The sequence below is a fragment of the Tardiphaga sp. genome (assembly GCF_044340795.1).
Classification (GTDB): domain Bacteria; phylum Pseudomonadota; class Alphaproteobacteria; order Rhizobiales; family Xanthobacteraceae; genus Tardiphaga.
On sequence record NZ_JBIISY010000173.1, the window covers coordinates 1 to 13168 of the forward strand.

Below are 13168 nucleotides of genomic sequence, written 5' to 3' on the forward strand. Positions count from 1 at the left end.
GTTCAACCGCAACTGGTCGGGCAAGATCGAATATCAGTACTACGATTTCGGTACGACGACTTTCCTGACCCCCACCCTCGCCGTTGGTGGTTTCCGCAACGACGAGCACACCGTCAAAGCTGGCCTGAACTATCGCTTCAACTGGGGCAATTTCGGCGCGGGTGGGTTCTAACCTTCATCGGCTTATTCTTCAGAACAACTTAAAGCCCGGCTTCGAGCCGGGCTTTTTTCCGAGTGCAATGTTCGATGGACGACCACGCTCAAGAGATTTTTACGCTGATTATCTTTCTCATACTGGCAGCTGCGACGATCATGGCCGGTGAGCGCGAGAAGCCGCCGCAGCAGTGGTGATCGACCACAGCCAGCGCCTACGCCGGCTTGTTCTGCGCCAGCGACAGCTTTGTCAGGGAGACGTTCACCCTGCTCCGAGATGCCGCCCGCGCCAAGGCTCGCGAGATCCTGCAGCGATATCCCGCCGGCGGTTGTTCACCCACGGTCGAGATTTGGCGAAAGCTCGAGGACGGTCAGATCGAATTTACAATGCGGAGGCTTTCGACGGCTGACTAGCTAGTTAGTGGATCGCGCTGAGGCATTTCGCACGAATTCCTGGTTCCGCTTCGCGCGCTGAGCAAGATTGCCGGAGGCTGAAACGCGGACCTTGGTGGCCTGTACACGGATCGCCGCCTCGCTCCGCTGCAATTGCTTGGCGACCTTTACCACCGGTACCCCGTCTTTTAAAAGCGCGACCATCTTCGCAAAGTCGGCTTCCGTCCACTTTCGGCGTGGCCGCATTGTGAGTTTCATCGTCATTCGGGCGGTCTTAGCAAGGGCCTTGGGCCACAGGCAAGGCTCAGGCGCCGAGCGACGCCGCCCCGTGAGAAAAGGCCGCCCGGGCTCTTGGTCCGGACGGAGTTTCTGCGTTGCTCAACACACCCTGGCAGAGCCAGTCGGTGAAACGTGGATGATCTTGCTTTATTCTTTCTAAAGGGCTGCCGCGCTGAGGGCGCAGGACTGCGCGATCGTTTCATGGACCGTTCGAGCCGCCGGTGCTTAGATATCCACGCGGGAGCCGCGCCTTTTTTCCTCGACAACGCATTGCAAAAGACCCAAACGCCGCCGAGCAGAAATGCCGGCGGCATTTTGCTGCACAACAAAAAGCCTCCGCCCCGAAGGACAGCGGCCAAGTTGGATGCATTAGAGTCAGAGGCGAGGAACGGTTCTCGCCACCAGCTATTCGGGCTCATTCCCGGATCAGGTCATCCGGAGCCGTGGGGATTCACGATCGAGAAGCCGGCGATTGAACGTGCATGCAGCCGCGTTCGCCGGCCGCCGGAGTTGGCATCGTAGGCGAGCCAGGTCTTGCCGCTGATATGCTGGCGCAGCACGAAGACGTGCCCGCGCCTCGCGGCGACCATGCCGGGCGCCGGCGCAGCGCGCGGGAAGCGCAGCCAGTTGGCAGCCAGGAATAGGCTCCGTACCGGGCAGCCGAACACCTCCACAGACGCCCCGCAACCGCAGAACGCCCTCCGCGGACAGCCCGGCGGGTGAGAAAGAATCCGCGCCGCTAGCCCGATCGCCGCGGCGGCGCCGCGGTCATGACGCGTCCTCTGCGCCGGCGACGAGTGGCCGGGTTGATCGAGCTGGAAACTTCCGCACGGCCGGATGATATCGGCTGAATCGCAGCTGAAAGGCTTGGCCCGGGCCGCTTGGGCAGAGGTGACGCAAAGCGTACACAGCAGCGCGCAGGCCGCCACGATCAATCGGCGCATAGGCATTGCCTCGAGACGTGATGTAGGGACTGGCGCGCTGAGGATTGCCCCCAACCATCGCACCACAGGCGGGCGCGGCAGGACAGATAGCGCCTCGGGCTAGTTCACTTGACCGGGAATGGGGAATTCCGCCGGAGATCGGCCTAGCTTCCGAAGCGGGTTGCAAGTGTATGTTGATGAGTTGCAATATTTTACCGGGCCGATTCAACGCCTTGAAGCCCTCTCCGGCTGGACAATCCGATCTTTGTCTGACAGCAAGCCGGCATTCACGGGCGGGTCGTCGAGTTCTTCCCGCCTATTGATCCGATCGATGATGAAGCGATCGACGGTTACGGCGCACAATCGGTGTCGGCGACGTTATTTAGATATTTGAGCGATCACGGCGATAAAGCGAGCAATGGCGCATGTCCGCTTTACGCCAAAAACGGACATGTCACGAGCTATGCCGCCAAGCTCATGCAAGGCATGTCGATCCAAGCTTAAGATTAGCGATAGACGCTCTTCTGGCAACGGCGGACCCGACCGGGGGCTCGCTGGAGGCGTTGCAGAATCGGTTGTAACTCGGCGTAGAGATCGAAGTCAGAATCCAACAGACGACGTCGCTCCGCCGAGAAGGAAACACCGCAGCAGCGAGATCAGACGCTCCTTGCGACTTTCCCTGTCGGAAACGAGGTAGTAGGTATAGTCGCCCTGGTCGACTTCGATAGGCAACGGAACGACCAGACTTTGACGCTCGACCTCGCTTTCGACCAGGACCTTCTGCGCGAGCGCGACGCCCTGCCCCTCGATCGCGGCCTGATAGGCAAGGACGGAGCTTTCGAGCTCCCTTCTTCTCGATAACCGCGCATAGTCGATCCCCGCCGCTCCGCACCACAAGGACCAATCGTCGGGACGCGCGCGAAGCACGAGGATCGTCTGCTCGGCCAGCCAATCGACGTCAGCTGGTCGGCTCGGCCGGATGAGCGCAGGGCTGGAGACCGGCACAAGAATATTGGAAACGAGACGGGTGCAGTCGTATTGCGGCCAATCCCCTTTCCCTAACCGGATCCCCACGTCGAAATCGCCGAGTTCGCTCCACTCGGACGCCGTCGTGAGCCGAACATCGATCTCCGGATGCGCGAGCTGAAACTTCGAAATCCTCGGTATGAGCCATCGCGTCGCGAAGGTGGTGTAGGACCGCAGCCGCAGCACCGATCTCCCGGCATTGCCGAGCAGATGCGCGCTTGCCTGCCTCAATCCGTCGAAATGCGTTGCGACCCGTTCGAAGAATGCGGCGCCGGATGTCGTTAAGGCTAGTCCCCGCCCTTGGCGTATGAACAGCGGAACGCCGAAATGCTCTTCAAGCTGCCGCAACTGGTGGCTAACCGCCCCAGCTGTCACCAACATCTCCGCGGAGGCGGCCTTAACGCTGCCCGTCCTCGCAACGCTCTCGAAAGCGAGCAGCGCGTTCATCGGCGGAAGCGATCTCATCGTTCAATAATCCTCAATTGTTGAGCAACATTACTCGATTGTCGTTTATTGCCAATCGTCCATTTTCAAAAAGCCGAAAGCGACCCGTCGTTGCAGGTCGCGCGGCACGGAACTCGGGACCTAACCCGAGTGAGCAAAGGACGAAATCATGATCGAGGTAATCAACCCCGCCGACGGCTCGGTCGTCGGCGAAGCGCCCAAATTCGCCCACCTGGAAGTGAAGGCGGCCATCGACCGCACCTGCGAAGCCTTCCCAGCCTGGTCACGACGCCTCGCCAAGGAGCGTGGCGATTTGCTGCGTCGGTGGTATGAGCTCGTCCGCGACGACAGGCGGCTTTTCGCCGAAATCATGGTGCGGGAGAACGGCAAGTGCCTGTCCGAAGCGCTCGGCGAGATCGACTACGGCCTCGGCTTCGTCGAATGGTACGCTGAAGAGGCCAAGCGGGTGTATGGCGACACGATCCCGACCCACGCGGCCAGCGCGCAGGTGATCGTGACCAAGGAGCCTGTCGGGCCCACGGCGGCGATCACCCCGTGGAATTTCCCCTTCATGATGATCACGCGCAAGATCGCGACGGCCCTCGCCGCCGGCTGCACGATGATCATCAAGCCGTCGGAGGAGACCCCACTCACCGCGTACAAGCTTCTCGAATATGCCCGAAAGGCCGGCATCCCTAAGGGGGTGTTCGAGATAGTGACGGGCGATCCCAAGGCGATCGGCGAAGCATTCACAAGCGACCCGCGCATCAGGAAGGTATCGTTCACTGGTTCGACTGAGGTGGGCAGGCTGCTGGCGCGCAACTGCGCGGGTACGCTCAAGAAGATGACGCTCGAACTCGGCGGCAACGCGCCTTTCCTAGTGTTCGACGACGTGGATCTCGACCTCGCGGTCCAAGGCCTCGTCTCCGCCAAGCTGCGCAACTCGGGACAAGTCTGCATCTCGCCGAACCGCGTCTTCGTGCAGAGCGGCATCTATGATCGTTTCGTTGAAAAGCTGAAGCATGCCGTGGCGGAGATCCGAACGGATCAAGGCATGCAGGACGAGTTCGTCGTTGGCCCGCTCATCAACCGGTCCGGCCTCAACAAAGTGACCGCGCTGGTCTCCGACGCGCTCGAAAAAGGCGCGCGTCTCGTTCTCGGCGGCGAACAGGCGCCGCAGGGCGGCCTGTTTTATCTGCCGACCATTCTGGCTGACGTGACCGACGAAATGCAGGTCGCCTCGACAGAGATTTTCGGACCGGTCTTCGCGATCTACCGCTTCGACGGCGAGGCAGAAGCGACCAGGCGCGCCAACAAGAGCGAATTCGGGCTGGTCGCCTATGCCTACACCCGGGACGTAGGACGAGCCTTTCGGCTTTCGCGCAACATTGAAGCAGGCATGGTGATCCTGAACTCGGGCTCGGTCGGCACCGCTTCGGTTCCCTTCGGCGGCGTCAAACAATCGGGCTACGGCCGCGAGGGCAGCTACTACGGCATCGAAGAATACGTTGACGTCAAATACGTCCTCATGGCGGGCCTCGACACGTGAACGCCGAAGCCCGGCGACGCTGTGTCGCCGCCGGGCTAATCCGCTCGCAAAAACTCCCGAAAGACAGCGTAATGCAAGTCCGATCCTCATCGATCGCCACCAAGACCCAGGTCATTTCGATGGCCGTCATCAACGGCACGACGATCGCCAACATCTATTATGCCCAGCCGATCCTCGCGCGGATCGCGGCATCCCTTCACGTCTCCGTCGCGCAAGCTGGTATCATACCTCTGCTCTCGCAATTCGGGTTCGGCATCGGCTTGATCCTCATCACCCCGTTGGGCGACATGATCGATGCCAAACGTCTCGTCGGCACACTACTGGCTGCGTTAAGTGCATCCTTGCTCGGCGCAGCGTTGTCGCCGGGGCTGATCTCGCTGGCCATCGCAAGCGCTCTCGTCGGTGCCTGCGCGACAGCCGTCCAGATCATCGTCCCGCTCGCTGCAGCGACCGCGCCCGACGAATGCGATGGTGGCGGAGATCGACGAAGCTCTCAATGTACGGTCCACCGTCGACAAGGTTGGTCTCCTCCGACGTGCGAACTCGCTCGTCGAGGAGGAGCTGAAGGCGATGGCAGCAGCGGAGCGCCGACATGCTGTTCTCACGGGTCTCGCTACTCTCGGTTACGAGGTATCCGAGGGAATGGCAACTGCCTGGGTTGACAACGGTCAAATCGTGCTGCGGAAGGCCTCGCATCCGGGATACGGCGTTGAGCTCTCTGGCGGAGCGAAGTCCGATCTTCTCCAGGTAAGGACGGTGGGTATCGGTGGCTCGGCCGAATCCTGGGACCTTAATCGGGATCGAGACATGGAAACGATATGGTGCAGCGAATTCGAGCGATTGAAGACCCTTGTCGCTCAAGCGGGTGGCGATGTGGAGATCGTATCTGCTCGACCAGTCGGTCAGTTTCCTCTCAAGGTCGTAGCTGCTCCTTTTGCAGACCAAGCGGTGGATGTCGTTACCCGACATAGATCGCTTCAATAGCCTAACAGGCGGACTACCGGCAATCGACTTTATGTTTATAGTTCTCACGATCGCCGAGGTACCTAATACACTAGAAAATGAGACATCGGGTCGCGCGAGAACTTGCTCATCACGCGACAAAAGCGCGCTAGAATCATACTTGGGTTTGAGTCAGTTTCTCCAGTTCATCGCCGTTGGCGCGACATCCCTTCATGCGCTGCCTTGCATCGGTTTCACGACCGCTTACGTTGCTCTAAGCGGCCTGATTCAAACGCGCCTCTAGAGACCTGATGCTCTCAAGCACCTCTTCGAAGTTCGGTGGGTCGCCGAAGATCATCCCTGACATTGCTCGATAATCGACGCGCACCTGCTCAATCATACTGTCATGCGGCGCAAGGACAAAGGAGCCCGGCACAGCGCTGGCGAGGTCGAAGTCAGGCCGGTTGAAGAACATTCTCGCGTGAGCAACGCAGTCGGCTCCAAGCGCAGGGTCTGCAATAGCGGAAGCACCGGCTTGAGATGGGAATAGTTTACATAGATCATAATAATGGCGCGACACACGCTGCCCACCGCCGCGAAGCTCGCCGCGTTTGTCGAACCAACACCGCAATCCATGTAAGATAACGACTTTGTCCCAAAATGTTCGTTCGGGGTCGACAGTCCGTACGCCGGGAACAGTCAGATCAAGCGTCGGCAGATCATCATCAACGTAAGGCTTAATCGGCACCTCACTGTTAGGATCGAGAGCAGATTTCGCGCCTGACTCGATCTTGATCGCCGCGCGGATGTAATCCGACTTCGGCGTCGCCGTCGGATACCAGATCAAAAGCGTCTGCTGGTCTGCGTCGGTATCATCGACTTCCACCCGTGCCGCGCCAGCAGCAAAACCCGCTGCCTCAAGCCTTTCCGCGAGGATCCCCGTTATCTCATCTCGTAAGGGACCTTTGATATAGGCCTGGCAAGCCTCTTTGATCGTATTAAGCCGAGCACGGCGTTTGTTGCTGCTAAGAGCGATCAGCTCTTCGATGCTCGCTGGCTCGCCGATGTCTTCGCGAAACACCGTGACGTCGATGTCCTCCGAAAAGCGATCAATCAGTCCGAATCCCTTCGATAATGACGTTCCGCCCTTGAAGAGCAGGCGGGGGCCTCCTTCCTTGAGGCCGTGGAAAAGGGCATCGAGGGTCCAGCAGACCCAGAAATCCTTTTCGATATTCTGGGATGCCGTACCGAGGCGTTGCGCGGTGGTGTCGAAGGCGCTCAACATGGCATCCGTTCCGGCTGAGAGAACCTCGTCAAAAGCCGGATTCATGTTGTCTTCCCCCTGCTCCGCTTTCCTGAACTCGGCTTCTCTATTGGATTGTCTCTAAGCGGAACGCCGACATCGTGGTCATGATGAGTGCCGCGCTGATCCTGAACGTTGACGGCGTTTTCTATCAGCGGCTTAAGAAAGGTCCACATCCAGGTCGGAAGGGCTGCCTTGCCGGCGTTGATATCAGCCTTAAGCATTGGCCCTGTCGACGGGTCGTTAAAAAGCTTGGCAAGCTTTTGTTTGAGCCGATCACTTTCGCCCTCACGTGAGAGGAGGTCACGCATCCAGTGAAGTGCCTGGATGACTCGCATGGCCGGCCGGCCGGCCCAATAGAGCTTGCTAGCTGCGGTTAAACGAAAGGTGATCGTGACGTTGCCAAGCTTGATAGGCTGCCTACGCGCATCAGTATGGACCACGATTTTCGCGGGCACGGCGTCGGTCAGGCCAAGGTCATTCGCCGCTGTCATGCCGTCGACGAGCATCCGGGTTTGGTCGCGTCGACCAACAGCATCGATAACGGAGCGCGGATCGGGTGGGTTCGACTTGCGAGTGAGCTGATTAAAACCTGATTGATCGTAAAGCCCGCGGCCGATCCTTCTCAAGCTGTTGTCATTAGTGAGTCGCTGCAGGGTCTTGTCGACAGCATCCCGGGAGGCGAGATTAACGAAATCTGCCGGGGTCCAAACCTTACGTGGATGATCGGCCCGGATGCGCTCCAGGATTGTCGCTCTAATACCGAGTACATCGTTGCGCATGTCCGAAGAATGTACGCTTATTTCGGACGGAGCGCAATGATGTCCGAAATTTGTGTATGTTTTCCAGACAACGTGACTATTCTGTCCTGCAAGCCGTTCGATTTCTTGGGTTTTCCGCATTTCCCGAGCTTGGTCGTTCTGGATCAGATGCGACGCGCTCATCCTGTAGCTCGACCGCTCTGGGTCGAATATTTCCGCCAAAGCGCCATGACGACCGGTCCAATTGAATACTGCCCTGCCCGCGCTTTCATGGTGAGGCCACGCAAGTAACCGCCAGGGGATTTAATCTCATCGGAGCGTTGCAGGATCGCTGCGATCGTAATCGAAGCATCTCCCTCGCCCATAGCCTCTACCGCTTCCTCCCAAGCGCTTGGGCTGATCCCGAGCGCCGAGCGAACAAGGCTTGCTGTAGCGACTAGGTCACCCCAGTTAGAAATTCCGCTTCGAGCGTACATCGCAATGTCGGGGCACGCCTTGAGGACGAAGCCGAGCGGGAAAGTCACGGGCTTCGTATCCCCCACCCCGCTCGGAGATCGTGGTTCGCTCGAAGTTTGCCCCCTCTTCTTTTGGGGAGCAGGTTCAAGTTCAGTAAGGGGTTCTGTATTTGAATTCTGATACTGCGCACCGGAATGGTGATCATTGCCATCCGTTTTCTGTGCAGAGAGATGAGATTCCAGTAGCTTACCTACCTCGATCGCAAGAGCTTCCAACTGGACAGCAAGTGGCTCTAAGGCCTCGGCCGAGACCATCCGCGGGAGCCTACCGCTCAGCGCCGAGAAGCGCACCTGGTGAAGCCTCCAATCGCCTGGAGCTCCCTCCTCGACCGCAATAGCGATCATCTTTGCGATGTCCCTGCGGAGGATCGTGATACGCTCGCGGGCCAGACCAGCTCTTCGCCTTTCCAGGCGCACCTCTTCTGCCAAGCATTCAAACTCGTCTGCGCGAGCGACTATAGGCGTGAGGTCGAATCCGTAGGCTCGGTCAATGCTGCCGTCCATCGAACGGCGTGCATATCGTTTCCCATTCGGGCTATCGCGCCGAATGATGAGACCGGCGCTGACAAGCGCAAACAAATGACGCCGCAGAGTGGTGCCTGCCATGCCGTGAGTGCGCTCACTCAACGACATATTAGAGGGAAATACGATCAGGTCCTTTCCTGGCGTCAGCGCGGTATCTGGCAGACACGTTAGCAACGCATTGAGGACCGTGAGCGCGCGGTCAGAAATGTGAAGACGATCTTTTGCATCCGTGATCGAGCGAAAGGTCTTCCATTTGTGGACGACTTTGTCGTTCGGGCAAGCTCTAGCGTTCGCTTGGCTTGCCACCATGGCAAGCGTAAGCGTTCGACGCCCAAAGGGCGTCGTCGGGTAGCTTTCGGTCATCTTTTTCGCCTCTAAAAAGGCAAACGAAAGCGACCGGCGAAATGCCGCCGTTCAGAAAAAACTTGACTACGATTCGGGGAAGTGATTCTCTGTAAGTCGCCAAACAAGACAGAGGGCTTCCGCGACGGTGACGTTTCGGGGGCCTTTTTCTTTTGCCGGTTGCTCCCAGTTAGAGTGTTTGGATCCCGCTAAAGCCATTCTCGAGCGGGAGGTGTTAGGTCACGAAGAGCTCGCTTTGAACTCCTCATAGAGTTTCTGCAGCCTCTCCCGAACGAAATCACCGAAGTTCGGCGCTGTCCTGTCATCGAAGGCCAACGTCAACTTGGTCCCTGTTCGTGAGATTTTGGCAGCATGAGTTCCATCAGCCGCAGCCCAACTCTCGGGCCGAGCGCGGGCTGCTGGTTCTCGAAGCCGCGCTGTTAAGATCTCAAAGCGTTTGTCAGTATCGAACGAGGCAAAATCGGGCTCTGCGACGACCGCAAGCGCCCGAGCCCGTACTTTCTCATCCGTCAACGCGTCCAACATTTCCTGCCAGCGGACGCGACCGAAGGAGGGCGCCGGTCCGATTGCGTCGATAATATTAGACGGAATCCGAGTTGCGACAGAAATCAGGCGCGACAGCGCTGCCTTGTCAACGTTAAGCGCTGCCATGATCGTCTCACGCGAAAACTTACGCTCCTCTAGACGAGCAGCGAAACGTGCCCGCTCGATGAAAGTGAGATCAGTTCGGCCGCTGTTTTCTTGACCTTGAGCGATAACGAGCTGCTCATCACTAAGCACTCGGACAACAGCTCTTACTTTGATGCCCAGATCACGCGCGGCACGCAGCCGGCGGTGCCCGAAGGCAACCTCATAGCGAGCTGGTTGATCAGGGCGAGGTCGCACCAAAATTGGCACATTCTGACCATGATCTCGGATCAGGTCACGGAACGCAGCATTTTGCTCTTCTGTGGACTCCATCCGGTCCGGCACGAACGAGCCATCGATGAGGCCAGTATCGAGTTCGACGATAGTCTGTCCTTCAACGAGCTTTTGCTCGATCTCTTCAGCTCTTTTTGCGCGTTCGGAGATATTGCCTAGCGACTGCGTGATTGCTCCGAGAGCACTGGGCGGCTTAGCCGTACGGCCGAGACCCATGAGGGGGCGCATCCGATGAGCGGCTGACTCTGATGCCTCTACCGATGGATTCGATTGCTCAACGTCGGCCGGTGGGGGGTCAAAATTTAGCTTACGTGCCATGACTAATTCCTCGACCAGACCTGCTTGATCAAACTCTCAATCTCGCCGTTCACCTGATCGAGAGCTTCGATCGCGCGATCGTACGTTCCGCGAGTGAATTGCTGTCTGTCGATCTCATAAAGCGTCTGCTTGGTTAGACCGGCATCCGCGACGGCGGTGCTTTTCACCATTGGATGCGTGAGCACTCGGGCGCCAAAAATAGAGCGCATCAATCCAACCATGGTTGTTTGCGGACCGTCGCTCGGCTCATAACGGGTAACGAGGTACCTCATCCAATCGTATTGAGTCGTACCGCCCGCTTCTGCGACAACGTCCAGCAGGCTTCCCGTCATGTTGAGAAACTGAGACATCGATAGGACGTCCAACATCTGAGGATGTACCGTGATCAATACAGCGGTTGCGGCGCATAGTGCCGACAGGGTCAAGAAGCCCAGCTGAGGCGGACAGTCGATGACGACGACGTCGTAAGCGTCGCTGACCTGCCCGATGGCCTCCCCTACCCTTGCAAAAAACAACGAGTCAGCGCCCTCGCGGGTCATGAGTGCCTTGGGCGTCTCATGCTCGAATTCCATGAGTTCAAGGTGGCCAGGAACGAGGTGCAAATTTGGGATGTACGTCCCGCGTACGATTTCGGCCATATCGCGGCGCTGAGAATCGTACCGTATTGCGCCGTAAATGGTCTCATTTTCTCCCACGTCGAGCTCAGGCTGGTGCCCGAAAAGTGTTGAGAGACTAGCTTGCGGGTCGAGATCTATTGCAAGCACGCGGTATCCGCGAAATGCGAGATATTGAGCAAGGTGAGCGGTCGTCGTGGTTTTTCCGCTTCCGCCCTTGAAATTCATAACCGAAATGACTTGTAGAGCCTCCCCGTCACGTCGATGACGAACATACCTACGGGCCCCCTTCCCTGCTGCATCCAATTCGCCCCGGAGTTGATCGACGTCATCGATAGAATAGGTTCGGCGCGCATTCGGCGCTGCCGGCGGCCCTTTTCCGTCTGCAACAAGCTGTCGCAGATACCCTTCGGCGATTCCGATGAACCGCGCAGCTTCCGCAGAAGAGAAACGACGAATTGTCTTTTCAGCAGCTGGCGGGAAATCACGAAGCTGCTGAGCTCGCAAACGTGACGAAAGCTCACTTGCGTCTAAATTGATGAGCTGGCGAAGATCGCCTACATTCTCACCCACTGATTTGGTCAGCATCGCAGTTTCCAAGATTGGCGCATCAGCGCACTTTTATGCATTTTGCCCGAAAATGCGCAGATGCACAATAGTGCCCGATTCTGTGGACGCTGCAAGGATTATTGGGTTACCGAATCCTTAACGAGATGCTAGTTGTACGCGTACAACTGGGATCACCGTCGGTTCACCCCCTCCACTGCTGAGGCCAGGCAGCTGCTCGTACTGAAAGATACCGCGTAAGCTCGTTCGGCACTCTGAGACATCGAAATTGGCCCCACAAAGTCGAACGTCCCTCGCGGGACCCTCATGGCTTGCGAAAGCGCCCTGGGTTGAGGCTGCCAAGACGGCAATCGCTCGCTTCAGATACACCGAACCAGTTGCTCCGCTTCAGCGGCGGGCAGAGAGTATTCCGGTCTGTCCCGATTTTCGCGCTCAATACTTCGATGCTCAAGACCGCACCTTACTCCACACCAGAGATCCGGAACCCCATGACCCGATTAACCGCGAGAACAGACAGCCTGCCGAGTGGACGGGCGATCGTCTAGCCAGCTCGAGGTAAAAGCAAGTGAGGGACGAATTCTAGGCAGCTGTCTTGCAGCAGGTAAAGTCCACCTTGTCGTTCGCGCGCTAATGACCGACTGCCTCGGCCTGCTCCGGGTGACTGCTTGCTTCGATGAGGGCCCAAATCTTGGGTCTTACGAGCCCCGTGAATCTCGCGCAAAAGATCACCGTCTGCGTGGAGGCCTTTCAACGAAAAACATTAGCTAGCTCAGCATTAGGCCGCGCTGCAACTAGAGCCGACGCGTAAGGTCTACTCCTGACAATCGTCCATTCAACGAAAGCCCCGCCTGCTAAAAAGAGGTCGCCGCGCAGCAGTATCTCACCTTCCGGCCCAGGTTCATCGACAGGATGCCTTGCCAAAGCTGCTCGAAACAGCGAGCAAAGTGGCACTGGTTGCCCGAAGTGACCTCGAAGCCCGTAACCACAGCACGTCCCAGTTGTGAAAAGTTCGTGCGGTCAGTTCGCGGCGGCAATATTCGCGCCCGCCCGCGGGCCGTCTGCTGCCCGCTTAGGATCACATATTCTGAAGAAGGTTAAGCAACGCGGATCTCATGCGGCGAGGGAGCATGCACGAAGATCCAGAACGCGATGCAAGTCACTCCTTGCTTGTGCGGATCGCGTCGGCGTTCGCAAGACGGTGCTACGTCCGCACTGGAAACCGGGCCGCCTTCGACGCCGCGCGTTCTCGAAACATCCTTCCCATCTATACCACGTGCGTCGACACCGTCGTGCGTGCGGCAGCTAAGGCAACTGGCTTCGAGCCTTTCCGACTTCTCCCGGCGACAGCCGGCAAGTGGTCAGCGAAGTCTGTACAGCGCCATATTTCAGTTCTTACGGTCAGCAAGGGAGAATGTAGCCGTCGTAAGAAGTTGTACGCGTACAACTTAGCCTTCCTAAACAACGAACGGCTCCGAGCCCAGCTTCGTTGGTCAAACGGCGTGAAGGAAGGTAAGCTACACTACGCTTCCTTTTCAGCCGAATCGCCCATTTGGGACAATGACTTACGAGAGC

Annotated in this window: 11 protein-coding genes; 3 read left to right on the forward strand and 8 right to left on the reverse strand. The window is 58.1% G+C overall.

The genetic code is table 11. From position 1 onward, the window contains the following. Nucleotides 1–172 (forward strand): outer membrane protein (locus tag ACIQ17_RS23335; RefSeq protein ID WP_398471585.1); only part of this gene is annotated, 172 nt, incomplete at its 5' end. Nucleotides 173–567: 395 nt separating this feature from the next. Here ACIQ17_RS23335 and ACIQ17_RS23340 read toward each other — a convergent pair. The 3 genes from ACIQ17_RS23340 to ACIQ17_RS23350 form a co-directional block, all read right to left on the reverse strand. Then, nucleotides 568–810 (reverse strand): hypothetical protein, encoded by a 243-nt coding sequence (locus tag ACIQ17_RS23340; RefSeq protein ID WP_398471573.1) that lies wholly within the window; start codon nt 808–810, stop codon nt 568–570. Between the two features lie 446 nt (nt 811–1256). Beyond that, a complete protein-coding gene (locus tag ACIQ17_RS23345) occupies nt 1257–1769 on the reverse strand; it encodes a hypothetical protein (RefSeq protein WP_398471574.1) in 513 nt (170 codons plus the stop codon). 579 nt (nt 1770–2348) lie between these two features. Further along, the gene (locus tag ACIQ17_RS23350; protein ID WP_398471575.1) at nt 2349–3221 is read right to left on the reverse strand and encodes a LysR substrate-binding domain-containing protein; all 873 of its coding nucleotides are present in this window, start codon (nt 3219–3221) and stop codon (nt 2349–2351) included. A gap of 166 nt (nt 3222–3387) precedes the next feature. On the opposite strand from ACIQ17_RS23350, the gene ACIQ17_RS23355 reads away from it, so the two are divergent. Then, complete coding sequence (locus ACIQ17_RS23355; RefSeq protein ID WP_398471576.1) at nt 3388–4767, forward strand: NAD-dependent succinate-semialdehyde dehydrogenase; 1380 nt, start codon at nt 3388–3390, stop codon at nt 4765–4767. Beyond that, on the forward strand, nt 4764–5429 hold the full coding sequence (locus ACIQ17_RS23360; RefSeq protein WP_398471577.1) for a hypothetical protein: 666 nt from the start codon (nt 4764–4766) through the stop codon (nt 5427–5429). Before ACIQ17_RS23355 ends, ACIQ17_RS23360 begins: the two co-directional genes overlap by 4 nt. Before the next feature lie 554 nt (nt 5430–5983). On the opposite strand, the gene ACIQ17_RS23365 is transcribed toward ACIQ17_RS23360, so the two are convergent. The 5 genes from ACIQ17_RS23365 to repA form a co-directional block, all read right to left on the reverse strand. Next, the gene (locus ACIQ17_RS23365) at nt 5984–7039 is read right to left on the reverse strand and encodes a nucleotidyl transferase AbiEii/AbiGii toxin family protein (protein ID WP_398471578.1); all 1056 of its coding nucleotides are present in this window, start codon (nt 7037–7039) and stop codon (nt 5984–5986) included. Further along, a complete protein-coding gene (locus ACIQ17_RS23370) occupies nt 7036–7956 on the reverse strand; it encodes a DUF6088 family protein (RefSeq protein WP_398471579.1) in 921 nt (306 codons plus the stop codon). Before ACIQ17_RS23370 ends, ACIQ17_RS23365 begins: the two co-directional genes overlap by 4 nt. After that, a complete protein-coding gene (gene repC / locus ACIQ17_RS23375) occupies nt 7953–9176 on the reverse strand; it encodes a plasmid replication protein RepC (RefSeq protein WP_398471581.1) in 1224 nt (407 codons plus the stop codon). Before repC ends, ACIQ17_RS23370 begins: the two co-directional genes overlap by 4 nt. Before the next feature lie 219 nt (nt 9177–9395). Next, nucleotides 9396–10415 (reverse strand): plasmid partitioning protein RepB, encoded by a 1020-nt coding sequence (gene repB, locus ACIQ17_RS23380; RefSeq protein ID WP_398471582.1) that lies wholly within the window; start codon nt 10413–10415, stop codon nt 9396–9398. Between the two features lie 2 nt (nt 10416–10417). Continuing rightward, the gene (repA, locus tag ACIQ17_RS23385; protein ID WP_398471583.1) at nt 10418–11617 is read right to left on the reverse strand and encodes a plasmid partitioning protein RepA; all 1200 of its coding nucleotides are present in this window, start codon (nt 11615–11617) and stop codon (nt 10418–10420) included. Between the last annotated feature and the right edge of the window lie 1551 nt (nt 11618–13168).